Genomic DNA, 25,822 nt, shown 5'->3' with positions numbered 1-25,822 from the left:
CATGGCAAGGAAGATGCGAGGTGCGGCCCTGGTCGCACTGGGTGCGGGCATCGCGCTCGCGGTCGGCGGATGTTCCAGCTCCGACAACGGCGGCAGTGACGACAGCACTCCGGACGCCTCCCACCCGGTGGAGATGACGCTCTGGACGAACGCCACCACCGGCCCCGGCGGGCAGTTCTTCAAGGACACGGTCAAGAGCTTCGAGACCGCGAACCCGGGCGTCACCATCAAGATCCAGACGGTCCAGAACGAGGACCTCGACGGCAAGCTGCAGACCGCGCTCAACGCGGGCGACGCGCCCGACATCTTCCTGCAGCGCGGCGGCGGCAAGATGGCCGCCATGGTCGACGCGGACCAGCTCATGGACATCACGGACTCGATCTCGGACGAGACGAAGGCCGGTGTCGGCGAGGGTGCGTTCAAGGCCGAGTCGATCGACGACAAGACCTACGCCATGCCCGTCGCGACCCTTCCCGGTGGCTTCTTCTACAGCCAGGACCTGTACAAGGCCGCCGGCATCACCACGCCGCCGAAGACGCTCGACGACCTCGTCGCAGCGAACAAGGCCCTCAAGGCGAGCGGCGTCTCGCCGATCGCGCTCGGTGGCAAGGACGCGTGGCCGGCCGCGCACTGGTACTACTGGTTCGCGCTGCGCGAGTGCAGCGAGGACGTGCTGAACGAGACCGCCAAGTCGCTGCAGTTCGACGACGAGTGCTGGACCAAGGCCGGCAACGACCTGGAGACGTTCGCCAAGGGCGGCAACTTCAACGAGGGCTTCCTCTCGACCTCCGCGCAGCAGGGTGCCGGCTCCTCAGCAGGCCTGATCGCCAACCACAAGGCGGGTGCCGAGCTGATGGGCGCCTGGGACCCGGGTGTGATCGGCTCGCTCACGCCGGACGCCAAGCCGCTTCCCGACCTGGGCTTCTACCCGTTCGTCTCGGTGCCGGGCGGCAAGGGTGACCCCAAGGCGATCATGGGTGGCGTCGACGGCTACTCGTGCTCGAAGGGCGCTCCCAAGAAGGCGTGCACGGACTTCCTGAACTATCTGACGACGAAGGACGTCCAGGAGGCCTACTACAAGGCGTTCAACGCCCCGCCGGTCAACAAGGACGCTCAGGCGGTCGTCACGGAGACGTACCTGAAGGACGTCATCTCGGCGTTCAACGACGCGCCCTACGCCTCGCAGTGGCTCGACACCCTGTACGGCCAGAACGTCGGCAACGCGCTGAACGGCGCGGTGGTGAACCTCCTCGCCGGCAAGGGTTCCGTCGAGGACATCATCAAGGCCGTCAACACCTCGTCGGCCAAGGGATAGCCAGGACGCCATGAGCGATTCACCGGTCAACCCGTTGGCCGTGAAGAACTCGCAGATCGACCGCTCGGCGGTCGGGGCCGGCAGTGCGCCGGCGCCGACCGCCGTCCGCCCACGCCGACGTGGCGTGGGTTGGCGCCAGCGCTTCGAGATCGCGGTTCTTTCCGGACCAGCCGTCATCGTGTTCGTCGGCTTCGTCATCCTGCCGGTCTTCCTCGCCGCGTACTACGGCTTCTTCCGGTGGAAGGGCTACGGCAAGCCGACCGACTTCGTCGGGCTGAACAACTACAAGATCATCCTCACGGACCCCGAGTTCCACGCCGCGTTGTCGCACAACCTGTTCATCGTGGTCGCGTCTCTCGTGATCCAGGGTCCGATCGCCATCGGGCTGGCGCTGCTGCTCAACCGGCCGATGCGCGGGCGCTCGCTGATCCGCGTGCTGATCTTCGTGCCGTACGTGGTCTCCGAGGTCATCGTCGGGACCGGCTGGAGCCTCATGCTCCAGAGCAACGGCGCAGCGAACGGCCTGCTCAACAAGCTCGGTCTCGGTGCGCTCGCCAGCGAGTGGCTGTCGAACCCGGACATCGCGATCTGGACCTTGATGGTCATCATCTCGTGGAAGTACATCGGGTTCGCCGTGATCCTGTTCATGGCCGCGCTGCAGAACATCCCGCAGGAGCTCTTCGAGGCCGCCGCGATCGACGGTGCCAGCTACTGGCAGATCCAGCGGAGCATCACGCTCCCGCTGCTCGGCCCGACCCTGCGGATATGGGCGTTCCTGTCGATCATCGGGTCGCTGCAGCTCTTCGACCTCGTCTACATCATCTGGGGCCAGTACGTCGCCGGTACCGCCGGCGTCTCGACGATGGCGACCTACATGGTGCAGTACGGCCGCACGGCCGGGAACTTCGGCTACGGCAGCGCCGTCGCCGTGGTCCTGTTCGTCATCTCCCTGATCATCGCGCTCGTCTACCAGCGCTTCGTGCTGCGCCGCGACACGGCGGGCGCCCTCACGGACAAGGCCACCCGATGACTGCCTCGACCCTCCAGCTGCCGGCATCGAAGCCGCCCGCCAGGCGGCCCGGCGTGAACTCGCGGAGCCGTGGCGGCGCGGGCCCCGCGACGTACTTCATCGCGCTGCTCCTCGTCGCCATCATGCTGACGCCCATCCTCTACATCATCCTGGGCGGCTTCCGGACGAACTCGCAGATCACGACGGATCCCGCAGGCTTCCCGTCACCGTGGAAGCTCAGCAACTACGTCGACGTCCTGACCAACTCGACGTTCTGGCGCGAGGCGGCCAACTCGACGGTCGTCGCTCTCTTCACCGCCACGGCAGTCGTCGCGCTCGGGCTCATGGCGAGCTACGTCCTGGCGCGCTACAGCTTCCGCGGCCGGGGAGCCCTCTACGCGCTGTTCGCCGCAGGGCTGATGTTCCCGATCACGGTCGCGATCACGCCGCTGTACATCCTGGTTCGCGACATCGGGCTCACCAACCACCTCGGCGGCGTCATCCTGCCGCAGATCGGGTTCGGCCTGCCGACGACGATCATCATCCTCGTCCCGTTCCTGCGGGCCATCCCCGACGAGATCGAGGAGGCCGCGGCGATCGACGGCGCGAGCAAGCTCGGCTTCTTCTTCCGGATGGTTCTCCCGCTGTCCTTGCCCGGCGTCATCACCACGGGGATCCTCGCGTTCGTCGCCAGCTGGAACGCCTACCTGCTGCCGCTGTTCATCCTCAACGACCAAGGAGCCTTCACGTTGCCCCTCGGCGTCCAGCAGTTCTCGTCGCAGTACTCCCAGGACACCGCCAAGGTGCTGGCGTTCACGTCGCTGTCCATGATTCCGGCCCTCGTGTTCTTCTCGCTCTTCGAGCGGCGGATCGTCGGCGGACTTCAGGGCGCGGTCAAGGGCTGAGGGGAACCCCACATGACGGAGATCGGTACGTTCGCGCCCACAGAGCCTTCCTCCGGTACGCCGCGAGAGGTCGACGAGGTGCGCCTGCTCGACCTGCTCGGGCGGATGACGCTCGAGGAGAAGCTCGGCCAGGTGGTGGGCTTCTGGGAGAAGGCCGACGGCGAGTCCGTGGCGCCGCTGCAGGGTGAGTTCGCCGCGCCGGCCGTGCTCGAGGAGTTCGCGCGCCACGGGCTCGGCCATCTGACCCGCCCCTACGGCACGCGTCCGGTGGAGGCTGCCGAGCGTGCGGCGTGGCTGTGGGACTTCCAGCGCGGACTCGTCACCGGCACGCGGCTCGGCATCCCGGCGATCGTGCACGAGGAGGTGCTGACCGGCCTGTCGGCGTGGGGTGCCACGACCTACCCGACGCCGTTGGCGTGGGGCGCCGCGTTCGACCCTGAGCTGGTCGAGGAGATGGGCGCCGCCATCGGCGACTCGATGCGGCTCCTCGGCGTGCACCAGGGTCTCGCACCCGTGCTCGACGTCGTGCGGGACCCGCGATGGGGACGCGTCGAGGAGTGCATCGGCGAGGATCCCTACCTGGTCGGCACGCTCGGCACGTCCTACGTCCGGGGCATGCAGTCACGCGGCGTGCACGCGACGCTCAAGCACTTCGTCGGCTATTCCGGCTCCCAGTCGGGCCGCAACTTCGCCCCGGTGCACGCAGGTCCCCGGGAGGTTGCCGACGTGCTGCTCGTCCCGTTCGAGATGGCACTCCTCGACGGCAACGCGCGCTCGGTCATGCACGCGTACACGGAGATCGACGGCGTGCCCATCGCCTCCGACCCGACGATCCTCACGGGGATCCTGCGGGACCAGTGGGGGTTCGACGGCACGGTCGTGGCCGACTACTTCGGCATCGCGTTCCTGCACCTCCTGCACCACGTCGCCCGTGACCTCGGCGACGCCGCCGGGCAGGCACTCGAAGCGGGCGTCGACATCGAGCTGCCGACCGGTGACGCCTACGGACGGCCCCTGGCGGACCGGATCCGGTCGGGCGAGGTCGACGAGGGCCTGGTCGACCGAGCCGTGCTGCGCGTGCTGCGGCAGAAGGACCAGCTCGGACTGCTCGACGCCACGTTCGACGACGCCCCGCCGACGGACATCGACCTCGACCCCGCCGAGCACCGAGAGCTCGCACGGCGGCTCGCCGAGGAGTCGGTGGTGCTCGTCTCGAACGACGGCACGCTGCCCCTGCGCGGTGTCTCGCGGCTCGCGGTCATCGGCCCGAACGCGGACCGGACCGAGGCGCTGTACGGCTGCTACTCGTTCGTGAACCACGTTCTCGCTCAGCATCCCGGGTTCGAGGCCGAGCTCGACGCGCTGACCGTCCTCGAGGCGATCCGCGGCGACCTTCCCGGTGCTGCGGTCCGGTCCGTGGCCGGCTGTGCCGTGGACGACGACGACCGCACCGGGTTCGACGCCGCGGTCGACGCCGCCACGGAGGCCGAGCTGGCCGTCCTGGTCGTCGGCGACCACGCCGGCCTGTTCGGTCGCGGGACCTCCGGCGAGGGCTGCGACCGGGACGACCTGGAGCTGCCCGGTGTCCAGCGCCAGCTCGTCGAGGCGGTCCTGGCCACCGGGACGCCCGTGGTCCTGGTGCTCGTCACCGGCCGGCCGTACGCGATCGACTGGGCGATCCAACGGTGCGCGGCCGTGGTCCAGGCCTTCTTCCCCGGGGAGGAGGGGGCCGGGGCGATCGCTGGTGTGCTGTCCGGACGCGTCAACCCGTCGGGCAAGCTCCCGGTGAGCCTCCCGCGCTCCGCGGGCGCGCAGCCGTACTCCTACCTGCACCCGCCGCTGGGCGAGGGTGGTGAGGTCACCAACCTGCCGTCGACCCCCGCCGCGCCGTTCGGGCACGGCCTGTCGTACACGACGTTCGCGCACGAGGACCTCTCGGTCCCGACCGAGGTGGCGACCGACGGGTCGATCGTGGCCGAGGTCCGGGTGACGAACACGGGTGCCGTGCCGGGTGACGACGTCGTGCAGCTGTACGGGCGCGACCTCGTCGGATCGGTCACCCGCCCCGTCGCGCAGCTGCTGGGATACCGACGTGTCCGTCTCGAGCCGGGGGAGACCGCGACGGTGACGTTCACGGTCCCGACGACGCGGCTCGCGTTCGCCGACCGGACGATGCGCCGGATCGTCGAACCGGGCGACGTCGACCTGTGGGTCGGCACGAGCGAGAACCGCGACACCGTCGCCCGCACGACCCTCGTGGGGGACGTGCACCTGGTGTCCCCGGCGTCGGCCCGGTGGACCGTGTCCGAGATCGGCTAGCCGCCGGTCGGCGTCCGTCCTCTGCGGGGGCGGCGCCGACCACCGTGCTGCTGGTGCCCGAGCTGCAAAGGAAGCCCATGAGCAACGCCCACGTGGTGATCGACCCCCGGTTCCCGGTCGGCCCGGTCAACCGCCGGCTCTTCGGATCGTTCGTCGAGCATCTCGGACGCTGCGTCCACCAGGGCCTGTACGAGCCGACGCACCCGCTCGCCGACGCCGACGGGTTCCGCGCCGACGTGCTCGCGCTCGTCCAGGAGCTGGGCGTGACGACCGTGCGCTACCCCGGCGGAAACTTCGTCTCGGGCTACCGCTGGGAGGACGGAGTGGGCCCTCGCAGCGCGCGGCCGCGGCGGCTCGACCTCGCCTGGCACTCGGTCGAGACCAACGAGGTGGGGCTCGACGAGTTCGCGCGCTGGTGCCGGAGGGCGGGCGTCGAGCTCATGTACGCGGTCAACCTCGGTACCCGCGGCCTCGAGGAGGCCCTCGACGTCCTGGAGTACGCCAACATCACGTCCGGCACCACCCTCTCGGACCGTCGGGTCGCGAACGGGACACCCGAGCCGCACGGCATCCGCATGTGGTGCCTGGGCAACGAGATGGACTGCGACTGGCAGCTCGGCTACCGCAGCGCAGAGGACTACGGCGCCTTGGCGGGCCGCACCGCCAAGGGGATGCTCCAGCTCGACCCCGGCCTGGAGCTCGTCGTCTGCGGCTCGTCCGGCTCCGGGACGCCGACGTTCGGGTCCTGGGAGCGCACGGTCCTGCGGCACACGTACGACGACGTCTCGCACATCTCCTGCCACGCCTACTACCAGCTGCACGGCGACGACCTGGGCTCGTTCCTGGCGTCCGCGGTGGACATGGACTTCTTCATCGACTCGGTCGTCGCCACGGCGGACGCCGTCAAGGCCGAGCTGAAGCGCGACAAGACCATCCAGATCTCGTTCGACGAGTGGAACATCTGGTACCTGGAGGAGCACCAGGCCACGAAGGACCAGACCGAACGGTGGCAGGTCGCCCCCCGGCTGCTCGAGGACCGGTACACGGTGGCCGACGCGGTCGTGTTCGGCAGCCTGCTGATCTCCCTGCTGAAGCACGCCGACCGGGTCACTGCAGCGAGCGTGGCCCAGCTCGTCAACGTGATCGCACCGATCATGACCGAGCCGGGTGGTCCGTCGTGGCGTCAGACGACGTTCTTCCCGTTCGCGCTGACGTCGCGCCTCGCCCGAGGCGTCACGCTCGCCACCACCGTCGAGGTCGACACCTACCCGACGGCGCGGCACGGCAGCGCCCCGCTGGTCGACGCGACCGCCACCTACGACGAGGACACGGGGCGCACCTCGGTCTTCCTCGTCAACCGGGCACAGGACGCCCAGACGACCGTGACCATCGACATCGCGGGTTTCGGTGAGCTGACCGTCGGCGAGTGCCAGGGTGTCCACGACTCGGACGTCCGTGCCGTCAACGACCTCGAGAACCCGACCCGCGTCGGACCGACCGTGAACTCGACGGTGCGCGTCGACGGCGGGATCGTGACGCTCGAGCTGCCGCCCGTCAGCTGGACCGTGCTCACGCTCGAGCGCTGACCCGGAGGGACCGCCGATGTACGTAGACCTGCCGTTGGACGAGCTCCGTACCCATGTCTCGCGCCTGGACGAGCCCGCTGACTGGGACCGGTTCTGGGCGGACACGCTCGAGGAGACCCGGCGTCACGACGTGGACGTCGTCTGGAGGCGTGTCGAGACCGTGTACGAGGGTGTCGAGACGTACGACGTCACGTTCCGGGGCTTCGGGGGAGACCCGATCCGCGCGTGGCTGAGACTGCCCGCGGGGCGGCTGGAGCCGTTGCCCGTGGTGGTGCAGTTCCACGGCTACCAGGGCGGTCGAGGACACCTCCTCGAGCCCGTCTCGTGGACGCTCGCCGGCTTCGCGCACCTGTCCGTCGACAACCGCGGGCAGGGTGCGACCTGGCAGGTCGGCGCCACGCCCGATCCCCACCCCGGCACCGGGCCCGAGCATCCGGGCCTGATGACCCGCGGCGTGCTGGACCCGTCGACGTACTACTACCGACGACTCTTCACCGACGCGGCGCGTGCGATCGACGCGGCTCGTGCCGTCCCGCGGATCGACCCGGCACGGGTGCTCGTCGCCGGCGGCAGCCAGGGCGGGGCGATCGCGCTGGCTGCGGCAGCCCTGGTGCCGGACCTGGCCGGGGCGATGATCGACGTCCCGTTCCTCTGCGACATCGCCCGCGCCCTGACGATCACCGACGAGGACCCGTACGCGGAGGTCGTGCGGTACCTGCGTGTCCGACGCGCCGACGCCGACGCCGTGCTGCGGACCTTGTCGTACGTCGACGGCGTCACGATGGCACGTCGGGCGACTGCTCCCGCGCTCTTCTCCGTCGCGTTGATGGACCCGGTGTGCCCGCCGTCGACCGTCTACGCGGCGTTCAACGCCTATGCCGGCCGTGCGAAGGCGATCGTCGAGTACCCGTGGAACGAGCACGAGGGTGGCCAGCTCGACCACGAGGAACGCAAGCTCACCTGGGCGCTCGACCGCGTCGGAAACCGGAGCGCCGCATGACGGACCCCGTCGTCGTCCCCGCCGCTCCGCTAGGCCCCATGCCCGACGCCTGGCGTCGGTGCATCGGCACCGGACGGCTGAACCTCGCTCTTCGAGCCGACTACCAGGCCTCGCTCGCACGGGTGCAACGGGAGATCGGGTTCACCCACATCCGCGGGCACGGGCTGCTCAGCGACGACATGGGGCTCCTGCGGACGGACGACGTCGGCGGTCGAACCCACCGCCGCTATTCGTTCACCTACGTCGACCAGGTCCACGACTTCCTCCTGTCGCTCGGGATCAGGCCGTTCCTCGAGCTCGGGTTCATGCCCTCCGCTCTCGCCTCGGGGCCTCAGACCGTGTTCTGGTGGAAGGGCAACATCACACCGCCGGCCGACGTGGACGCCTGGGTCGCCGTGGTGCAGGCCCTGCTCCGGCACGTGATCGACCGCTACGGCATCGACGAGGTCCGGAACTGGCCCATCGAGGTGTGGAACGAGCCCAACCTCGACGTCTTCTGGAAGGACGCCGACCAGGACGCCTACTTCCGGCTGTACGCGGCGACTGCTCGCGCGGTCAAGGAGGTCGACGCGTCGCTGCAGGTGGGCGGCCCGGCCCTCGCTCCGGGCTGTGACGCGTGGTGGCCGCCGTTCGCCGACTTCGTGGAACGCCACGACGTGCCGGTCGACTTCGTGAGCAGGCACGCCTACTCCTCGTACGAGCCCGCCGAGATCCCCTTCGGCACCTACCAGAGGCTCATGCCACCCTCGGCCCTGCTGGACCAGTTCGCCGAGCCGCGTGCGCACCTCGCCGGAACCCGCCTCGCCGACCTGCCCGTGCACATCACCGAGTTCAACACCTCCTACCGGCCCGACAACCCGATCCACGACACCGCGTACAACGCGGCCTACCTGGCTCCCGTCCTCGCCGCCGGAGGGGATCTCGTCGACTCCTTCTCCTACTGGACGTTCAGTGACGTGTTCGAGGAGCTGAACATCCCGACCTCGTTCTTCCACGGCGGCTTCGGCCTGCTCACGCACCGTCAGGTGGCCAAACCCACCTTCCACCTCTACGCCTTCATGGCTCGTCTCGGCTCCGAGGTGCTCGCCCGCGGCGTGGACCACCTGGTGTGCACCGATCCGGACGGTCGCGTGACGGTCCTGGCCTGGCACCCCGTCGAGTCCGGCGACAGCCGCCACGAGCTGGCCCTGTCGATCCCGTGCAGCGCCTCCGGCTCCCCGCAGCCCGACGGGTCCGGCATGTTCGTCCGGCGCGAGAGGGTCGACGAGACCGCCGGGAACGCGTTCACCGCCTGGCGCGAGCTCGGCCGACCGGCGTCACCCACCCTCCGGCAGCTCGACGACCTGCAGGCCTGCGCGAACCCCGCCCTGGAGCACTCACGACTGACCGTGGACCACGGACGCGTCACCCTGCGCCTGTCGCTGTCGCAGCACGAGGTCACCTTCGTCGAGCTCACCCCGGTGGTGGACACGGTCTACGACGGCCTGGACGATCGGCGACTGCTCGGCGGTGTCGACGACCGGTTCCTGGTCGCGCACGAGCGCTGAGACCCAGGACGCGGCGGGCCCACCTGCGGGGGCCGGACGAGAGGCCGGTCACCCCGAGGCGCGATGGCCGTTCACGCCTGGTCGTCGTCGGACGTCGTGTGCTTGCGCCGCAGCACCTCCTGGATCGGTGGCACGACGACGCCGGCGGCACGCATGTCCGCGCGGGTGAGGTGACGGCTGCGCAGCACACCGGCGATCCCGATGGCCCACGGGACCGCCAGCACGGTGAACGCCAGGCGGTACGCGTCGAGCGTGTAGGTCGTCGCGCCGGGTGGGGACACGACCTGCAGCACCACCCCGACGGCGAGCACCGAGCCGATCGTCGAGATGAACCCACCGGTGTTGACGAAGCCGCTGGCGGTGCCGAGCGTCGACGCGGGGGACCAGGTGCGTGCGAAGTCCATCCCGACCAGCGAGACGGGTCCGCCGGCGCCGATCACGACCACGAAGACCAGCAGCTGCCACATCGGGCGTGGGGTCGACGGCAGCAGCAGGGCGACCCACGCCGCGGCCGTCAGAGCGCACGAGCCGAGCACGATCCACGAGCGTCGCAGCGGGTGGCGTGCCGTGAGGCGCCCGACGATCGGACCGGTCACCATCGCCGACAGCGTGAGGACCGTCAGCAGCAGGCTCGCCTGCGCCGGCGTGCAGCCCTGCGCCGAGAGGAAGAACGGCACGCCCCACAGCATCCCGACGACGTTCGCGCTGAACGGCGCCGCGAAGTGGCTCCAGAACCCGAGCCGTGTGCCGGCGGTCCGCACGGTGCGGCGGACGGCCGGGCCGAATCGTTGAACGCTCTGCGCGTCGCGGCGCGGCGCAGGGTCGCGGATCCCGACGAACGCGCCGGCGGACGCGAGCAGGCCCGCGGCCGCGAGGGTCCCGAAGGTCGCGGTCCAGCCGCGCGTGTGCAGGAGGAAGGCGACGGGGATCGCCGACGCGAGCTGGCCCGACTGCCCGATCACCCCCGTGATCTGCACCATGACCGGGACACGCCGCGGCGGGAACCAGTCCGCCACCACGCGCAGGGCGCTGATGAAGATGCCCGCGTCGCCGGCGCCGATGAGCACCCGCGCGATCAGGGCCGTCGGCACGTCGTGCGCCAGCGCGAGGACCAGCTGCCCCGAGGCCATGAGGAGCGACCCCGTGGCGATCAGCGCACGCGGCCCGAAACGATCGAGCAGCCGGCCGGCGGGGATCTGCATCGCGGCGTACACCGCCAGCTGCACCACCGAGAACGCGGCGAGACCGGTCGCGCTGAGCCCGAACCGGCGGGTCGCCTCGATGCCCGCGACGCCGAGCGCCGTGCGATGGGTGACGGCGACGAAGTACGCGACGGCGGCCGCCGTGTACACGATCCAGGGTGTGCGCCACCCGCGGCCGGCGGCCGGGGCGTAGACCATGAGCTCACCTCGAGCCCCGCGTCAGGCTCGGGCACGCGCGTCGTGCGGGCGGTGCGGGGAACCAGTCGAGGGTACGTGGCTGCGCGGGATCCCTCTCGTCCACGCTCGGTGCCCGACCGGACGTGACCGCCGTGCGCGCCGACGACGACAGCCACGCCCCCGACGGGAGAGTGGCGGCCGTGCCCCGACGTGCGGGCGGCGAGGAGTTGGGCCACGATCCGAGAGAAGGGTCGAGAACGCGCCCCCCATGGGTGACGGTGCCCGCACCGTCACGGCGTGAAGGGAAAGAACGATGGCCCTCTGGCTGGTGCTCATCGTGATCGGGATCGTGATGATCGTCCTAGGCGTCGCTGTCACCGCGGCCAAGATCCTGCTCTGGATCGGGATCGCCCTGCTGGTGATCAGCCTCATCGGGTGGCTCGTCGGCCGGGGACGCGTCCGGGCGTAGCAGCTGCCCGCAGCGACGACCGCGGAGCGCCGAGGTGCTCCGCGACCGCTCGCCGCGCGTCGAAGTCGACGACGAGCCCGCTCGGTCCGAGGCGGGCGACCTCGAGTCGACGGCGGCGGACCGCTGCTCGACAGCCCGGCACACCCGCTGAGAGGAGATCGACGTGGCCGTGACCGCATTCGGTGACCTTCCCCTGACGGACCGCGACCGGGCGTGGGACGGCGACGCCGCGGAGAAGCGCGTGCGCGCCTGGGCGAAAGCCGACGACGGGCCGAACGAGAAGTACCGCGACGCGCACGTCTGGTACGACGCTGACGCCAAGGAGAACTTCACGGCCTACAAGCTGCTGATCGCCGACGTGGTCGACGGCCGACTCAGGGCCGTCCCGCGGGCCGTCTTTGCAGCCGCCGCCGTGATGCAGGGCTCTCGCGGCGGCGTCGACGTCCCCGCCAAAGATCGTGACCGGATCAAGAGCCACCTGGCGAAGTACTACGCCAAGCTCGACGAGACCCCACCCTGGGAGAGCTGAAGTCGGGGCCCGCCGGTCGTTCCGACCGAACGGACCCCGACTCCTTGTTCGCGGTCAGACTCGTGGTTCGCGACGCGCCCCGTCGTCGACCGCACGTGCCTGGTCGTCGACGACACGCGGCTCGCCGTCGACCACGTCGGGGTCGATCCGGTCGGCCGTGCTCAGTCGCTCATCCAGGTCTGAGCGCGCACCGGCTGCGTCCTGGGCGTGCGCCCGTGCCTCGTTCTGGAGCGCTGCGGCGTCCGCCGCCCGGGCGTCCGCCTCGGCCTTCGCGAGCCGGGCCTGCGCGTCGAGCCGTGCCGCCTCCGCCTCGCGACGCTGCAGCTCGACCTGATCGGCCGCGGCCTTCTCGCGGATCTCCTGCGCCTTGGCGCGCTGCGCCTCCTCACGTCTGCGTCCGCGGCCGGTGAGCATCACGACGGCGATGACGATCAGGACGACGGCCACGACGGCGACGGCGACGATGATCCAGACAGTCTGGGAGCTCATCTTGGAGCCTCCTTCGGTAGGTCCCCCGTCCTGGTATTGGACTGCCGTCCGGATGGCCCCGCAACCGGGGCGGTCCCCGGATCGTGAGGGCCGCGCGGAACCAAGGCGGCTATCGAGCCGCGTCGATCGTGCCGTGGCGCAGGACGTGCCACACGGTCGGCAGCATCCTGCGCGCCGGGATGCCCTTCATGATCCGGGCGATCTGCCGGCCCACGACGAGCACGCCGGCGAGGCCGACGACGGTCTGGACGACGATCAGCCAGACGAGCACGTCGTGGCTGTCGAGCCCGAACACGTCGGCGAGGACGGGTGCGGCCAGCCAGACGGGGATCCACCAGAGGAAGACCAGGAAGATCCCGATGCGCAGCCTCGTCGGCGAGACGGACACCGCCTGGTCGGCGCCGGTGCCGTCGTCACGCATGGTCACTCCAGGGTTGCCGGGTCGACACCGCTTCGACCGTGAGCGCGAGCGTATGCCAGGTGGTCGACCGGGCAGCCCGGACGCGGTCGAGGATCGGGCTGTTTCAGACGAGGGCCCGGGCGTCCGCGCGCGCCCGCGCCTCCACGATCTGCGCCGCGTTCGCCTCGGACCACGAGCGCAGCGTCTGCACCGCGTCGAGCAGCGAGGTGCCGAGCGGGGTCAGGCGGTACTCGACGCGTGGCGGCACCTCGGCGAACACCTGCCGGGCGACGAGACCGTCGCGTTCGAGCGCGCGCAGCGTCTCCGTGAGCACCTTGGGGGTGATGTCGGTCAGGAGGCCGCGCAGCTCGGTGAACCGCAGGACGGAGCGGTCGAGCGACAGCAGGATGCGTACGGTCCACTTCTCGCCGACGCGCGCGAGCACCATCCGGCTCGGGCATGCGACGTCGAGCACGTCGTAGGGGACGCAGTCAGGGACGGTATCCACGGGGTGACCGACTTCCGTTGAAGTGCCTGGTTTCCAATTCATACTATCGGCGACGTCAGAGGTCAGACCATCCATGGGAGTCCACATGTTCGTCCTTCTCACCGGCGCCACCGGCTACATCGGCTCGAACGTCCTCGCCGCACTGCTCGCCGCCGGCCACGAGGTGCTCGCCGTCACCCGCAGCGAGACCGCCGCGGCCCAGGTCCGGGAGGCCGGTGCCAAGGCGGTCGTCCACGACCTGACGGACACCGCGTGGCTCGTCGAGGAGCTCGGGACCGTCGACGCCGCGATCCACACCGCGGCGACGGGGGACTCTCAGAACCCGGCGTTCGACGACGCGGTGATCGACGCGGTCGTCGCGGCGTTCTCCGGGACCGAGAAGCGGTACCTGCACACCAGCGGCATCTGGATCTGGGGCGCGGGCGACGTGACCGAGGACGCCCCGCTCGACCCGCCGGCGATCGTCGCCTGGCGGCCCGAGCGCGAGGAGCGGCTGCTGGCAGCGGACGTCCGGGCGACGATCGTCGCGCCGGCCATCGTGCACGGGCAGGACCGCGGAGTCGTCGCCGCCGTCTTCGGCGCCGGTTCGCGGACGCAGGACGGCGCGATGCGGCTGGTCGGGTCGGGAGCGCAGCACTGGTCGACCGTGCACGTCGAGGACCTGGCGGACCTCTACGTCGCGGCGCTCTCCGGTGGTCCGCACGGCCGGGTCGCCGCGGCGTCCGGGCACAGCCCGACGGTCCGCGAGATCGCGCAGGCGGTCGTCGGAGCCGGCGGCACGGTGGTGCCGGAGTCCGACGACGACTCGCGCGCCCGGTTCGGGGACCCGTTCGCCGACGCGCTCCTGGTGGACCAGCGTGCGGACGGTGCGCTCGCGCGCGCGACGTGGGGCTGGGTGCCCCGCCGTCCGACCTTGCTCGACGAGCTCTCGGCGTGAGGCGAGATGTGTCTCACATGTAACGGCCTTGGACGCCCGGGACGCAGATCGCGCAACGTGCCTTAGTTTTGGCCCGTGACTGCACCGAGCGACGCCCCGCAGGGCCTGGCCAACCATGAGGTCCCCGAACCACTGCGCAACGACGTCCGTGTGCTGGGCGAGTTCCTCGGTCGGGTCCTGCGGGAGGCGGGCGGAGACGACCTGCTCGCCGACGTGGAGCGACTGCGCGAGCTGGCGATCCGCGCCCACAACGGGCCGGATGCCGAGGCGCTCGCGCAGGCCGAGGAGCTGGTGTCCGGCTTCACCATGACCCGCGCCGAGCAGGTCGCGCGCGCGTTCACGTGCTACTTCCACCTGGCCAACACGGCCGAGGAGTACCACCGCGTCCGCGTCCTGCGGGAACGCGAGGCGAGCCTCCTGCCGCACCACCTGGCTCCCGACGACTCCTTGCCGGCCGCCGTCGCGCAGCTCGCGCAGGAGGTCGGCCAGGACGTCGCGCGCCAGCGGCTGGCCGAGATGGAGTTCCGTCCGGTCCTCACCGCGCACCCGACCGAGGCCCGCCGGCGCGCAGTCTCCGCCTCGATCCGGCGGCTCGCCGAGCTCGTCGCCGAGCGCGACTCGCGCAGCGTCGGCGGCATGTCGCTCGCGGAGAACGACCGCAAGCTGCTCGGCGAGATCGACACGCTGTGGCGCACGGCCCCGCTGCGGGAGGCCAAGCCCACGGTTCTCGACGAGGTCCGCACCGTGCTCAGCGTCTTCGAGTCGACGCTCGCCGACACCCTGCCGGACGTGTACCGACGACTGGACGACTGGCTGCTCGCCGACGCTGCCGGGACGACCGCGCCCGCCGTCCGGGCGTTCGCTCGACTCGGCTCGTGGATCGGCGGTGACCGCGACGGGAACCCCAACGTGACCGCCCAGATCACGCTGCAGGCCGCGCAGCTGTCGTCGGACAAGGTGCTCAGCGAGCTCGAGTCGTCCGCCCGCCGGACGGCCGGTGGCCTGACCCTCTCGGGCGACGACACGCCCGCGTCGAGCGAGCTGGTCGAGCTCTGGACGAGCCAGGTCGCGCTGTCGGGGTCGCTCGCCGAACGCATCGCGGTCGACGCACCGAACGAACCGCACCGCCGGGTCGTCTACTTCCTCGCGGAGCGCATCGCCGCGACGCGCAGGCAGGATGCGGTCCTGGCGTACGGGGACGCGTCGGAGCTGGAGTCGGACCTGACGGTCGTCCAGCGCTCGCTGTCCCAGGCGGGCGCGACGCGGTCCGCGTACGGCGAGCTGCAGCGGCTGATCTGGCAGGTGCAGACGTTCGGGTTCCACCTCGCCGAGCTCGAGGTGCGGCAGCACTCGCAGGTTCATGAGGCGGCGCTCGCGGACATCGCCAAGAACGGTGTCGACGGCGAGCTCGAGCCCCGGACGGTCGAGGTCCTGGCCACGTTCCGCGCTCTCGGCGACGTGCAGCGGCGGTTCGGGCTGTCGGCCGCTCGTCGGTACATCGTCTCGTTCACCCAGTCCGCCGAGCACCTCGCCGCCGTCTACGAGCTGGCCGAGATCGCGTTCGCGGGTTCGGACTTCACGCCGATCATCGACGCGATCCCGTTGTTCGAGACCTTCGCGGACCTCGAGGCCAGCGTGGACATCCTCGAGGACGCCCTCGCGTTCCCGCAGGTCCAGCGTCGGCTCGCGGAGAACGGTCGGCGGGTCGAGATCATGCTCGGCTACTCGGACTCGTCCAAGGACGTCGGACCGGTCTCGGCCACCCTCACCCTCGACACCGCGCAGCGCCGGATCACCGACTGGGCGCGTCGGCACGACATCGTCCTCACACTGTTCCACGGCCGCGGCGGTGCCCTCGGTCGCGGTGGCGGCCCGGCCAACCGAGCCCTGCTCGCACAGCCCCCGGGCTCGGTGGACGGCCGGTTCAAGCTGACCGAGCAGGGCGAGGTCATCTTCGCCCGGTACGGCGACCCTGTGATCGCCGCCCGGCACATCGAGCAGGTGGCCGCGGCGACGCTCCTCGCCGGTGCGCCGTCCGTCGAGAAGCGCAACGCGGCGGCGACCGAGCGGTTCACCGAGCTGGCTGCCCGGCTGGACGAGTCCTCTCGCGTGCGCTTCCACGAGCTGGTCCGGTCCCCGGGCTTCCCGCAGTGGTTCGCCGAGGTCACGCCGCTGGAGGAGCTGGGCCTGCTGCCGATCGGCTCTCGGCCGGCCCGTCGCGGCCTCTCGGTCGAGTCGCTCGACGACCTGCGTGCGATCCCGTGGGTGTTCTCCTGGTCGCAGGCGCGCATCAACCTGGCCGGTTGGTACGGCCTGGGCACCGCGCTGGAGGCCGTCGCAGACCTCGACGAGCTGCGGGCTGCGTACGCGCAGTGGCCCCTGTTCACGACGATGATCGACAACGTCGAGATGTCGCTGGCCAAGACCGACGAGCGGATCGCCGAGCGCTACCTCGCCCTGGGCGACCGTGCCGACCTGGCTGGGCAGGTGCTCGAGGAGATGTCGCTGACCCGCAAGTGGGTCCTGCTCATCACCGACAGCGACGCGATCCTGTCGCGCCGGCGCATCCTCGGCCGCGCCGTCCAGCTGCGCAGCCCGTACGTCGACGCTCTCTCGCTCCTGCAGCTGCGTGCCCTGCGCGCGCTCCGCACCGGGGCGGCGCCCGACGAGGTGGACGACCTGCGACGGCTGCTCCTGCTGTCCGTCAACGGCGTCTCCGCCGGCCTGCAGAACACCGGCTGACGCATCTGCGACGCGAGGCCCGGTTCCGGACGCGAAACGTCCGGAACCGGGCCTACGGTCGTTTCATGACGAAGATCGCACCCTGGGAACCACCTCTTGCGAGCAGCGAGCTCGACCACCTCGTCGGCGCCCTGGACCGGCTGCGCACGACGTTCCGCTGGAAGGCCGACGGACTCGACAGCGCCGGCCTGGACCAGCACATCGGCGACTCGGCGCTCACCCTCGGCGGGTTGCTCAAGCACCTGGCCGCCGTCGAGGACACGACCTTCCGGTGGAAGCTCGCCGGTCAGCATCCGGGCGAGGGGATCTGGCAGCCCGAGACCTGGGGCGAGAACGACCAGGAGCTCCTCTCAGCGGTGCACGACACCCCCGAGCAGCTCTACGCGGCGTGGGACGGAGCAGTGTCTCGCTCGCGCGACCGCCTCGAGGCGGCGCTCGCAGCCGGAGGACTGGACGGTCAGGTGCACGACGGGGACGGTGCCGGCAACCACGCCAACCTGCGCCGACTGCTGTTCGACCTGGTCGAGGAGTACGGCCGGCACACCGGGCACGCGGACCTGCTGCGCGAGGTGGTCGACGGGCGCGTCGGGGAGGACCCTCCGCTCGACTGGCGGCCGCAGTCCGGCTCGCCGCTGAGCTGGATCAGGGACTGGCCGGAGTAGTCAGGGCCCGGTCGGCCCGAAGCGTTCGGTGCGGATCCGGTCCGGGTCGTGGCCGAGGTCGACGAGCGTGTCGGCGACGAGCTCGACGAACGGCGTCGGGCCGCAGACGAACACGTGCGCGTTCAGGTCGGGTGGGAAGCACGCGCCACCCAGCACCGCAGCGTTCACGCGGCCGAGGGGTCCGAGGAAGCCCGGCGGTCCACTTCGTGTCCACACGCGGGTGATCGCGACGTCCGGCTCCAGCGTCGCGAGCTCGTCGGCGTAGAGGGCGTCGGCCGGTGTGCGCACCGAGGCCAGCAGCCGAAAAGGGGAGACCGACCCCGCGGACCGACGGGTACGCAGCATCGACATGAGCGGAACCAGTCCCGAACCGCCGGCGACGAGCTGCACGGGGTGCGGGTCGGTCGCGTGCCAGACGAACCAGTTCCCGATCGGGCCGCGCAGCTCGACCTCGTCGCCGATCTGCAGGTCCTGCGTCAGGTACGGGGAGACCTCGCCGTCGTCGACCACCTGCACGGTCAGGGCGATCCGCTCGCTCCCCACCGGCCCGCCGGGCAGCCCGATCGTGCCGGGGGAGGCCAGAGAGTAGGAACGTTGCGTGGAGTAGCCGTCCTCGGCGGTCAGCCGGATGTCGACGTGCTGACCGGCCATGGCACCGCGCCAGCCCGGCACGTCGAGCTCGAGGGTCGCGGCGGTGGGGGTCTCGAGGCGGCGGGCCACGAGTCTTCCGACGAGCCAGCTCAGTGTGTACGGCTCAGTCACCCCAGTACCGCTGTTCCTTCCAGGGGTCGCCGTACTCGTGGTAGCCGAGCCGCTCCCAGAAGCCCCAGGTGTTCTCCGTCATGAGCTCCAGGCTGCGCACCCACTTGGCCGACTTCCAGAAGTAGAGGTGGGGAACCAGCAGCCGAGCGGGACCACCGTGCTCGGGCGGCAGGGGCGCTCCGTCGTACTGGTAGGCGATCCACGCCTTGCCGCCCTGCAGGTCGGCGAGCGGGACGTTCGTCGTGTAGCCGCCGTCGCAGTGCGCCATCACGTACGCATGGCCGGGGTCGATCTCGACCGAGGCGAGCAGGCTGTCCAGCGAGATGCCGCGCCAGACCGAGTCCAGCTTCGACCACTTCGTGACGCAGTGGATGTCCTTGACGACGTCCTCGTGCGGCAGGTGCGTGAGCTCGGACCACGTCCACGTCCTGAGCGCGTCGCCGCCGGCCGTGATCGAGAACGTCCACGTGGACAGGTCGGCGCGGGGGGTCGGTCCGGCGGACAGCACCGGGAATCCACGTTCGAGGTACTGGCCGGGCGGGATTCGGGGGTCGGTCTCGCGCTTGCCGCGAAATCCGCGGGAGATGATCGCCATGCGGGGGCTCCCAGTGCGTCGGAGAGTCCCATCATGCGGGCCCACCTGCGGATACGCCAGAGGCCGGCCCGACAAGGGCCGGCCTCTGGCGGCGCGGGATCAGCCGCGCGAGTACACGACGCGGGGGCCGCCGGACGACGACGCACCCGAACCGCCGCCCGATCCGCCGCGACCGGAGCCGCCACGACGACGGCGCTGACCCGACGGGGCACCGGCAGCGGCGCCGGCGGAGGACTGACGTCGCTGACCGCCGGTCGAAGCGGCGGCGCCGCCGGCCGCAGCCGACGCCTGACGGCTCGACCCGTTGCCGCGACCGGAACCGCGACGGGCACCGCCGCCACCGGACGACTGCTGCGTGACCGGGGGCGCGACGTAGCGCACCGGTTCCGCCTGCTCGCCGACGAGCTTGGTCAGCGTGGCGTCGCCGGCGTTCACCGGCCTGGGCGTGGCCGTGATCTTCGCGGCACGCGTGAGCTGACGGACGTCGCCGCGCTGCTCGGGCAGGATCACCGTGACGACGTCGCCACCCGAACCGGCACGCGCCGTGCGGCCCGAGCGGTGCAGGTAGGCCTTGTGCTCGGCCGGCGGGTCGACGTGCACGACGAGCTCGATGTCGTCGACGTGGATGCCGCGGGCGGCGATGTCGGTGGCGACGAGCACGCGGACGCTCCCGGAGGAGAACGCCTCGAGGTTCCGCTCGCGAGCGGCCTGCGCCAGGTTGCCGTGCAGGTCCACGGCGGGGATGCCGTCCATGGTGAGCTGCTTGGCCAGCTTCTTGGCCTGGTGCTTGGTGCGCATGAACAGCACGCGGCGACCGGTGCCCGAGGCGAGGTGGTGCACGACGGCCTTCTTGGCGTCGGCGTCGCGGACCTCGAACAGGTGGTGGGTCATCGCGGCGACCGGCGACTCGGCGCTGTCGACCGAGTGCTCGACCGGGTTGGACAGGTAGCGCTTGACCAGCTGGTCGACACCCTTGTCCAGGGTCGCCGAGAACAGCAGGCGCTGCCCGCGCGGCGGGGTCTTGTCGAGGATCCGCTTCACGACGGGCAGGAAGCCCAGGTCGGCCATGTGGTCGGCCTCGTCGAGAACGGTGATCTGCACGTCCTCCAGCGAGATCAGCTTCTGGTTGAGCAGGTCCTCCAGGCGGCCCGGGCAGGCGACGACGATGTCGACGCCTCCGTTGAGCGCGGAGACCTGACGGCCCTGGGACACGCCGCCGAAGATCACGGTGGTGTTCAGACCGAGGACCTTGGCGAGCGGAGCGATGGTGGCGTCGATCTGCGTGGCGAGCTCGCGGGTCGGGGCCAGCACCAGCGCGCGGGGGCGTCGGGCTACCTTGCCCTTGCCACCGGCGGCGGTACGGGCGACGAGGGGGAGTGCGAACGCCAGGGTCTTGCCGGAGCCCGTGCGGCCACGGCCGAGGACGTCGCGACCCGCCAGCGAGTCGGGCAGCGTGGCCGTCTGGATGGGGAAGGGGGCGGTGATGCCCTGGTCCGTGAGCGCGGACGACAGGGCAGAGGGCACGCCAAGTTCGACGAAGGAAGTCATAGATATCGGCCTCTCGGGCAGCGCTCTTCATGAGCACAGTTGGTCGGGGTCCGCCGCCAGAGCAACCAGAGCGGGTGCTCGGGGGACCTCCACGACGCGGGGCGCGCAGTTGCGCAGCCCGTGGTGGAACCAGTCTCTCATACGGGTGTCGTGGAACGGGTTCGCGGTGTCGAGCATCACAAGGCACGATCGTTGCGACGAGGGGAAGAGCACGCATGACCAGCACGGTGATCGCCGCGGCTCGGGACCTGCGCAAGGTCTACGGCTCCGGCTCGACGGCCGTCCGGGCACTGGACGGCGTCGACGTCGACCTGGTGCGCGGTGAGCTCACGGCCATCATGGGACCGTCCGGCTCGGGGAAGTCCACGCTCATGCACTGCCTGGCGGGGTTGGACAAGCCGACGTCGGGCACGGTCGTGGTCGACGGCGAGACCGTGAGCTCGATGTCGGAGCGCAGGCTGACGGCCCTGAGGCGCACCCGGGTCGGGTTCATCTTCCAGGCGTACAACCTCGTGCCCACGCTCACGGCGCTCGAGAACATCACGCTCCCGCTCGACATCGCCCGCAAGCCCGTGGACCGCACCCACCTGGACCTCGTCGTCGCGACGCTCGGTCTGGGCGACCGGCTGAACCACAAGCCGAGCGAGCTGTCCGGCGGGCAGCAGCAACGTGTGGCGTGCGCGCGGGCCCTGGTGAGCCGGCCGGCTGTCGTGTTCGCCGACGAGCCGACGGGCAACCTCGACAGCACCGCGAGCGCCGAGGTGCTCGGTTTCCTGCGGCGCAGCGTCGACCAGCTCGGGCAGTCGGTGGTGATGGTGACCCACGACCCGACCTCGGCGGGGTACGCGCACCGAGTGCTCTTCCTCGCCGACGGACGACTGGTCGGCGAGCTGCGCGACCCCACCCCGGACGCGGTCCTGGCGCAGCTGGCCAGCATCCGCACGGCGAGCTAGTGGTCCGCGTCGCGCTGCGCGGGGTGCGGGCGCACCTGGTGCGGTTCTGCCTGTCCGTCCTGGCCGTGGCGTTGGGTGTGGCGTTCGTGGCCGGAACCTTCGCGCTGCGCTCGATGCTCGGCTCGACGTTCTCGGACATCGTCTCGACGACGACGCTCGGTGACGCGTACGTGCGCGGCGCCGACGTGGTCGGCGGCGACGACGACCAGAACGTGCTGGCGGGGGCGCCGCGCAACCCCGTGCCGCTCTCGCTCGTGCCCCAGATCGAGGACGTGCCCGGGGTCCACGCGGCGATCCCTGACCTGTCCGGGCCGGTGGTGCTGGTGGGCGCCGACGGGACCGCGGTGCAGAGCACCCAGGCACCGAGCCTGGGGTTCGCCTACGACGAGCGCGGCCGGGCGGCGCACCTGGTCGCGGGGCGCGCGCCGATGAACGCCGGGGAGGTCGGCGTCGAGACCTCGACGCTGGCGGCCTCCGGTCTGGCGCTGGGGGACTCGACGAGCATCGTGATCGCCGGGGAGGTCCGCCCGGTCACGATCGTCGGCGAGATGGCGCTCGGCTCCGCGCTGGCTGGGGCGACCGTCGTGTTCGTCGACGGGGAGACCGGACAGACCGCGTTCGCCCCCGACAGGACTGTGCCCTCGATCTCGGTGCTCGCCGACGACGGCGTCTCGGAGCAGGAGCTCGTCGACCGGCTGGCGCCCGTCGTCGAGAAGGACGACTCCCTCGCCGAGGTGATCACGGGCGACACGATGCGCGACGAGGCCATCGCGAACGTCCTGACGCTCCTCGGCTTCATCACCACGTTCCTGCTCGTCTTCGCGGGGATCTCGCTGTTCGTCGGCGCGTTCATCATCAGCAACACGTTCTCGATGTGGGTTCGGCAGCGGATGCGCGAGTTCGCCCTCCTGCGGGCGGTCGGCGCATCGCCGCTGCAGGTGTTCACCTCGATCGTGCTGCAGGCGGCGATCGTCGGGGTGCTCGGCAGCGTGCTGGGCGTGCTCGGTGGGCTGGGGCTCGTCGTGCTGCTCCGTGGGGTCCTCGGTCGGGTCGGCATGCAGCTGACCGGCCAGGTGCCGCTCGACGGGTTCACGATCGTCGTCTCGGTGCTCGTCGGGACGCTGGTGAGCGTGCTCGCGGCCGCCCTGCCCGCCCGGCGAGCGGCGCTCGTCCCGCCGGTCGAGGCCCTGCGCGACGAGATCACCGTGCCGGAGCGTTCGCTGCGCAGGCGGGCGATCGTCGGCGGTTCCCTGGTGGTCGCGGGGATCGTGACGCTCGTCGCCGCGCTCCTGGACCCCACCGGCGACCACGCCGGGGCGATGCTCGGGTACGGCGCGGGCGCCGTCGTGATCGGCGTGCTCGCGGCATCGCCGATCCTCGCGCGCGGCATCCTGCGGGTGCTCGCGGTCCCGTTCGACGGCTGGCGTCCGGTGGGTCGGCTGGCGCGCGGCAACGTCACGCGCAACCCTCGTCGGACCGCGAACACCGCGGGTGCGCTGATGATCGGGATGGCGTTGGTCGGGGCCGCTGCGGTGATCGCCGCGACGACGCAGGCCTCCACGAGCGCGATCGTCTCCCGGGAGGCCACCACCGACTACATCCTGCGCGGGGCGGCGCAGGGGCCGGTGCCGGCGCAGGCGGTCGAGGACGTGCGTGCGCTGCCCGAGGTGCAGGCGGCGGACGCGTTCGCGACGGCCTCGGTGCTCGTCGACAAGGACTCCTTCGCTATCACGGGCATCGACCCGGACGCGGTCGGCCGCAGCATCGACACCGAGGTGGTCGAGGGGGCGTTCCACGACGCGCTCGCCGCCGGGCAGGTCGCGGTGCAGCGAACGACCATGGACGACCAGGACTGGACGCTCGGCGACACCCTCACCGTGGTGGGTGGGGGCGGGACCGAGGACCTCGAGATCGGCGCCGTGATCGACTCGCCCGCGTTCGGGGTCCCGCTCGTCGTCGGCCAGCAGGTGCTCGACGAGCTCGTCCCGACGAACCAGCAGCTCCTCACGACCGTCTTCGTGACCGCCGCGGAGGGTGCCGACGTGGAGGCTCTGCGCGCCGAGCTGACCGCGACGGTGAAGCCGTACGTCGTCGTCTCCGTCATGGACAGCGAGCAGTTCGTCTCGCAGCTGGCCGACCAGGTCGACCGTGTCCTCGTGATCCTCTACGCCCTGCTCGGCCTCTCGGTCGTCATCGCGGTGCTCGGCATCATCAACACGCTGGCGCTGTCCGTCATCGAGCGCACCCGCGAGATCGGGCTGCTGCGTGCGGTGGGCCTGGGACGGCTGCAGCTGGGGTCGACCATCACGGTCGAGTCGGTGCTCACCGCCGTCTTCGGCACGCTCGTCGGGCTGGCCGTGGGCGTCGCGCTCGCGTCGACCCTGCCCACGGTCTTCTCCGACGTCGGGCTCCGCTCGCTCGCGATCCCGTGGGTGAGCCTCGGGCTCATGGTGGTGCTCGCGATCGTGGTCGGGGTCCTCGCGGCGGTCTGGCCGGCCGTCCGTGCGGCGCGTCTGCCCGTGCTCGAGGCCGTCTCCACCGAGTGATGACTACCCTCGGAGGGTGAGCGACACCGGGTACGGCGACTTCGAGTTCGAACGTCGGTTCTGGGTGCGTGACCTGCCCCGCGAGCTTCTCGACACCTCGCCGGCACTGATCGTGCAGAGCTACGTCCTGTCCGACGGCGGCTTCTCGATCCGGGTCCGGCTGCAGGCGACGGTCGAGGGTCTGGAGCTGACGCCGTCGCTCGACGAGCTCGCGCTGCTCGACGCGTACGGCGACCGGATGGACTTCAGCGCGATCACCGTGAAGGGCCCGATGAACGAGGGGACCCGCTACGAGGCGGAGCGGGAGCTCGACGTCTCGGTCGGGCTCGAGCTCGTGCGCCGCGGTGGCGCGCGTGTCGCCAAGACCCGGCACTCCGTCTGGCTGGGCGACGACGGCTGGGTGATCGACACGTTCGCGGGAGCCAACGCCCCGCTGATGGTGGCCGAGGTCGAGCGCGGGGGCCCCGTCACCGACCTGACGATCCCGTCGTTCTGCGTGACGGAGGTGACGTCGGACCGGCGCTTCGCGAACGACGCGCTCGCCGGTCGGCCGTACGGCGCCTGGGCCGCGGACTACGAGGCCGAGCTGGCCGCCGACGGACCGCGGTTCCTGACCAGCCTCGGGCACAACCACCGGTCCGACGAGGAATAAAGGTTGTAGCGTCAACCATTGAGGTGGCCATGACGACCGCACCCACGCCCGGCCAGGGCGCCGCCGTACCGTTCGCCCCGAGCCGCACGCACGACTCGATCGCGGCGGGCACCGGCATGGACGCCGTCACGCTCCTGGTCGGGGACCTGGACCGGCAGCTGCGGTTCTACCGCGACGCACTGGCGCTGGAGGTGCTGGACCGGCCGGGCGACCGGTTCGAGGCCGGCCCCGCGACCGTGACGCTCGGCCGCGCCGGCACCCCGCTCGTGGTCCTGCAGCACACTCCCGACCTGCCCCCGGCCCTCCGCGGCGCCGCCGGCCTCTTCCACACCGCGATCCTGTTCGACGACGAGGCCGGGCTCGCCGCGACGCTCGCCTCCGTCGCGCAGCGCGAGCCCACGTCCTACGTCGGCTCGGCGGACCACCTCGTGTCGCTGGCGTTCTACTTCACCGACCCGGAGGGCAACGGCGTCGAGCTCTACTGGGACCGCGCCCGCTCGCTGTGGAACCGGGACGCCGAGGGGCGTATCCAGATGGACTCGTTGCGGCTCGACCCCAACGCCTTCCTGGGCCGGAACCTGACCGACGAGCTCCTGGAGCAGCCAGGCGCGGGCGGCGCCGTGGTCGGCCACGTACACCTGTCCGTCGGCGACGTGCCCTTGGCCCGGGCCTTCTACGTCGACGCGCTCGGGTTCGACGTCACGGCCGAGTGGCACGGTGCGCTGTTCGTCTCCGCGGGCGGCTATCACCACCACCTCGCCATGAACACCTGGAACAGCGCCGGCGCCGGCCCACGCGCCTCTGCCCTCGGGCTCGGCGAGGTGCGGATCGCGGTGCCGACGACCGACGACCTCGGTGCGCTCGCGGACCGGGTCGCGTTCGCGGGCTTCCCGACGTCACACGACGGCGAGACCCTGCGGTTCGAGGACCCCTGGCGCAACGTGGTGCGGGTCAGCGCGGCCGCGTAGGC

General features: G+C 71.1%; 23 protein-coding genes. 16 read left to right on the top strand and 7 right to left on the bottom strand.

Annotation, left to right across the window (positions count from 1 at the left end; genetic code table 11):
- Position 1 precedes the first annotated feature (1 nt).
- From I847_RS0104900 to I847_RS0104870, 7 genes are all read left to right on the top strand, one after another.
- A complete protein-coding gene (locus tag I847_RS0104900; protein ID WP_231384074.1) occupies positions 2-1,315 on the top strand; it encodes an ABC transporter substrate-binding protein in 1,314 nt (437 codons plus the stop codon).
- A 10-nt stretch (positions 1,316-1,325) separates the two neighbouring features.
- A complete protein-coding gene (locus I847_RS0104895) occupies positions 1,326-2,345 on the top strand; it encodes a carbohydrate ABC transporter permease (protein ID WP_155855989.1) in 1,020 nt (339 codons plus the stop codon).
- Positions 2,342-3,229, top strand: a complete 888-nt coding sequence (locus I847_RS0104890) for a carbohydrate ABC transporter permease (protein WP_028048803.1) — start codon at positions 2,342-2,344, stop codon at positions 3,227-3,229. The genes I847_RS0104895 and I847_RS0104890 overlap by 4 nt, the downstream gene beginning before the upstream one ends.
- Before the next feature lie 12 nt (positions 3,230-3,241).
- Entirely contained in the window at positions 3,242-5,548 is a 2,307-nt protein-coding gene (locus I847_RS0104885; protein ID WP_028048802.1) for a glycoside hydrolase family 3 N-terminal domain-containing protein, read from the top strand.
- A 77-nt stretch (positions 5,549-5,625) separates the two neighbouring features.
- On the top strand, positions 5,626-7,134 hold the full coding sequence (locus I847_RS0104880; RefSeq protein ID WP_028048801.1) for an alpha-N-arabinofuranosidase: 1,509 nt from the start codon (positions 5,626-5,628) through the stop codon (positions 7,132-7,134).
- Between the two features lie 16 nt (positions 7,135-7,150).
- Entirely contained in the window at positions 7,151-8,134 is a 984-nt protein-coding gene (locus tag I847_RS0104875) for an acetylxylan esterase (protein ID WP_028048800.1), read from the top strand.
- On the top strand, positions 8,131-9,681 hold the full coding sequence (locus I847_RS0104870; RefSeq protein WP_028048799.1) for a xylan 1,4-beta-xylosidase: 1,551 nt from the start codon (positions 8,131-8,133) through the stop codon (positions 9,679-9,681). Before I847_RS0104875 ends, I847_RS0104870 begins: the two co-directional genes overlap by 4 nt.
- 71 nt (positions 9,682-9,752) lie before the next feature.
- Here I847_RS0104870 and I847_RS0104865 read toward each other — a convergent pair whose 3' ends face one another.
- Positions 9,753-11,081 carry a nitrate/nitrite transporter gene (locus I847_RS0104865; protein ID WP_051274441.1) on the bottom strand — a complete coding sequence of 443 codons (1,329 nt, stop codon included), beginning with the start codon at positions 11,079-11,081 and terminating at the stop codon, positions 9,753-9,755.
- A gap of 292 nt (positions 11,082-11,373) precedes the next feature.
- Between I847_RS0104865 and I847_RS27015 the strand changes: the two genes are divergently transcribed.
- Positions 11,374-11,529: a hypothetical protein gene (locus I847_RS27015; protein WP_196804468.1), complete on the top strand. Its 156-nt coding sequence runs from the start codon at positions 11,374-11,376 to the stop codon at positions 11,527-11,529.
- A 163-nt stretch (positions 11,530-11,692) separates the two neighbouring features.
- Positions 11,693-12,058, top strand: coding sequence for a hypothetical protein (locus I847_RS0104850; protein WP_028048797.1), 366 nt, complete (start codon positions 11,693-11,695; stop codon positions 12,056-12,058).
- Between the two features lie 54 nt (positions 12,059-12,112).
- On the opposite strand, the gene I847_RS21960 is transcribed toward I847_RS0104850, so the two are convergent.
- The 3 genes from I847_RS21960 to I847_RS0104835 all read right to left on the bottom strand — a co-directional run bounded on the left by I847_RS21960 (position 12,113) and on the right by I847_RS0104835 (position 13,455).
- Positions 12,113-12,547, bottom strand: coding sequence for a hypothetical protein (locus I847_RS21960; protein WP_051274440.1), 435 nt, complete (start codon positions 12,545-12,547; stop codon positions 12,113-12,115).
- 109 nt (positions 12,548-12,656) lie between these two features.
- Complete coding sequence (locus tag I847_RS0104840) at positions 12,657-12,968, bottom strand: hypothetical protein (protein WP_155855988.1); 312 nt, start codon at positions 12,966-12,968, stop codon at positions 12,657-12,659.
- Positions 12,969-13,071: 103 nt separating this feature from the next.
- The gene (locus I847_RS0104835) at positions 13,072-13,455 is read right to left on the bottom strand and encodes a helix-turn-helix domain-containing protein (protein ID WP_028048795.1); all 384 of its coding nucleotides are present in this window, start codon (positions 13,453-13,455) and stop codon (positions 13,072-13,074) included.
- 85 nt (positions 13,456-13,540) lie between these two features.
- Between I847_RS0104835 and I847_RS0104830 the strand changes: the two genes are divergently transcribed.
- From I847_RS0104830 to I847_RS0104820, 3 genes are all read left to right on the top strand, one after another.
- Positions 13,541-14,392, top strand: coding sequence for an NAD-dependent epimerase/dehydratase family protein (locus I847_RS0104830; protein ID WP_028048794.1), 852 nt, complete (start codon positions 13,541-13,543; stop codon positions 14,390-14,392).
- A gap of 75 nt (positions 14,393-14,467) precedes the next feature.
- Complete coding sequence (locus I847_RS0104825; RefSeq protein WP_028048793.1) at positions 14,468-17,134, top strand: phosphoenolpyruvate carboxylase; 2,667 nt, start codon at positions 14,468-14,470, stop codon at positions 17,132-17,134.
- 65 nt (positions 17,135-17,199) lie between these two features.
- Positions 17,200-17,796: a DUF664 domain-containing protein gene (locus I847_RS0104820; RefSeq protein WP_028048792.1), complete on the top strand. Its 597-nt coding sequence runs from the start codon at positions 17,200-17,202 to the stop codon at positions 17,794-17,796.
- Here I847_RS0104820 and I847_RS0104815 read toward each other — a convergent pair whose 3' ends face one another.
- The 3 genes from I847_RS0104815 to I847_RS0104805 all read right to left on the bottom strand — a co-directional run bounded on the left by I847_RS0104815 (position 17,797) and on the right by I847_RS0104805 (position 20,701).
- Positions 17,797-18,558 (bottom strand): ferredoxin reductase, encoded by a 762-nt coding sequence (locus I847_RS0104815; RefSeq protein WP_028048791.1) that lies wholly within the window; start codon positions 18,556-18,558, stop codon positions 17,797-17,799. It lies immediately after the preceding gene.
- Positions 18,551-19,153: a sulfite oxidase-like oxidoreductase gene (locus I847_RS0104810; protein ID WP_028048790.1), complete on the bottom strand. Its 603-nt coding sequence runs from the start codon at positions 19,151-19,153 to the stop codon at positions 18,551-18,553. The genes I847_RS0104815 and I847_RS0104810 overlap by 8 nt, the downstream gene beginning before the upstream one ends.
- 99 nt (positions 19,154-19,252) lie before the next feature.
- Positions 19,253-20,701, bottom strand: coding sequence for a DEAD/DEAH box helicase (locus I847_RS0104805; protein ID WP_028048789.1), 1,449 nt, complete (start codon positions 20,699-20,701; stop codon positions 19,253-19,255).
- Positions 20,702-20,916: 215 nt separating this feature from the next.
- On the opposite strand from I847_RS0104805, the gene I847_RS0104800 reads away from it, so the two are divergent.
- Genes I847_RS0104800 through I847_RS0104785 form a run of 4 tightly spaced genes read left to right on the top strand, consistent with a single transcriptional unit; the run spans position 20,917 to position 25,820 of the window.
- Positions 20,917-21,654 (top strand): ABC transporter ATP-binding protein, encoded by a 738-nt coding sequence (locus tag I847_RS0104800; RefSeq protein WP_028048788.1) that lies wholly within the window; start codon positions 20,917-20,919, stop codon positions 21,652-21,654.
- The gene (locus I847_RS0104795; protein WP_028048787.1) at positions 21,654-24,200 is read left to right on the top strand and encodes an ABC transporter permease; all 2,547 of its coding nucleotides are present in this window, start codon (positions 21,654-21,656) and stop codon (positions 24,198-24,200) included. The genes I847_RS0104800 and I847_RS0104795 overlap by 1 nt, the downstream gene beginning before the upstream one ends.
- A gap of 16 nt (positions 24,201-24,216) precedes the next feature.
- Positions 24,217-24,852: a hypothetical protein gene (locus I847_RS0104790; RefSeq protein ID WP_028048786.1), complete on the top strand. Its 636-nt coding sequence runs from the start codon at positions 24,217-24,219 to the stop codon at positions 24,850-24,852.
- 29 nt (positions 24,853-24,881) lie between these two features.
- Positions 24,882-25,820, top strand: a complete 939-nt coding sequence (locus tag I847_RS0104785) for a VOC family protein (RefSeq protein ID WP_081680490.1) — start codon at positions 24,882-24,884, stop codon at positions 25,818-25,820.
- Positions 25,821-25,822 lie beyond the last annotated feature (2 nt).

The sequence above is a fragment of the Cellulomonas sp. URHD0024 genome (genome assembly GCF_000426185.1).
GTDB lineage: Bacteria > Actinomycetota > Actinomycetes > Actinomycetales > Cellulomonadaceae > Cellulomonas.
The sequence above is the reverse complement of the archived record's forward strand: the minus strand, read 5'-3'. Positions and strand labels throughout refer to the sequence as shown.

What these genes read in the sequence shown, in the direction of transcription:
- I847_RS0104830 (WP_028048794.1), top strand. Translation starts at nt 13,541, where the DNA reads ATGTTCGTCCTTCTCACCGGCGCCACCGGCTACATCGGCTCGAACGTC.
- I847_RS0104840 (WP_155855988.1), bottom strand. Translation starts at nt 12,968, where the DNA reads ATGCGTGACGACGGCACCGGCGCCGACCAGGCGGTGTCCGTCTCGCCG.
- I847_RS0104875 (WP_028048800.1), top strand. Translation starts at nt 7,151, where the DNA reads ATGTACGTAGACCTGCCGTTGGACGAGCTCCGTACCCATGTCTCGCGC.
- I847_RS0104870 (WP_028048799.1), top strand. Translation starts at nt 8,131, where the DNA reads ATGACGGACCCCGTCGTCGTCCCCGCCGCTCCGCTAGGCCCCATGCCC.
- I847_RS0104810 (WP_028048790.1), bottom strand. Translation starts at nt 19,153, where the DNA reads ATGGCGATCATCTCCCGCGGATTTCGCGGCAAGCGCGAGACCGACCCC.
- I847_RS21960 (WP_051274440.1), bottom strand. Translation starts at nt 12,547, where the DNA reads ATGAGCTCCCAGACTGTCTGGATCATCGTCGCCGTCGCCGTCGTGGCC.
- I847_RS0104890 (WP_028048803.1), top strand. Translation starts at nt 2,342, where the DNA reads ATGACTGCCTCGACCCTCCAGCTGCCGGCATCGAAGCCGCCCGCCAGG.
- I847_RS27015 (WP_196804468.1), top strand. Translation starts at nt 11,374, where the DNA reads ATGGCCCTCTGGCTGGTGCTCATCGTGATCGGGATCGTGATGATCGTC.
- I847_RS0104880 (WP_028048801.1), top strand. Translation starts at nt 5,626, where the DNA reads ATGAGCAACGCCCACGTGGTGATCGACCCCCGGTTCCCGGTCGGCCCG.
- I847_RS0104800 (WP_028048788.1), top strand. Translation starts at nt 20,917, where the DNA reads ATGACCAGCACGGTGATCGCCGCGGCTCGGGACCTGCGCAAGGTCTAC.
- I847_RS0104900 (WP_231384074.1), top strand. Translation starts at nt 2, where the DNA reads ATGGCAAGGAAGATGCGAGGTGCGGCCCTGGTCGCACTGGGTGCGGGC.
- I847_RS0104785 (WP_081680490.1), top strand. Translation starts at nt 24,882, where the DNA reads ATGACGACCGCACCCACGCCCGGCCAGGGCGCCGCCGTACCGTTCGCC.
- I847_RS0104885 (WP_028048802.1), top strand. Translation starts at nt 3,242, where the DNA reads ATGACGGAGATCGGTACGTTCGCGCCCACAGAGCCTTCCTCCGGTACG.
- I847_RS0104805 (WP_028048789.1), bottom strand. Translation starts at nt 20,701, where the DNA reads ATGACTTCCTTCGTCGAACTTGGCGTGCCCTCTGCCCTGTCGTCCGCG.
- I847_RS0104895 (WP_155855989.1), top strand. Translation starts at nt 1,326, where the DNA reads ATGAGCGATTCACCGGTCAACCCGTTGGCCGTGAAGAACTCGCAGATC.
- I847_RS0104820 (WP_028048792.1), top strand. Translation starts at nt 17,200, where the DNA reads ATGACGAAGATCGCACCCTGGGAACCACCTCTTGCGAGCAGCGAGCTC.
- I847_RS0104865 (WP_051274441.1), bottom strand. Translation starts at nt 11,081, where the DNA reads ATGGTCTACGCCCCGGCCGCCGGCCGCGGGTGGCGCACACCCTGGATC.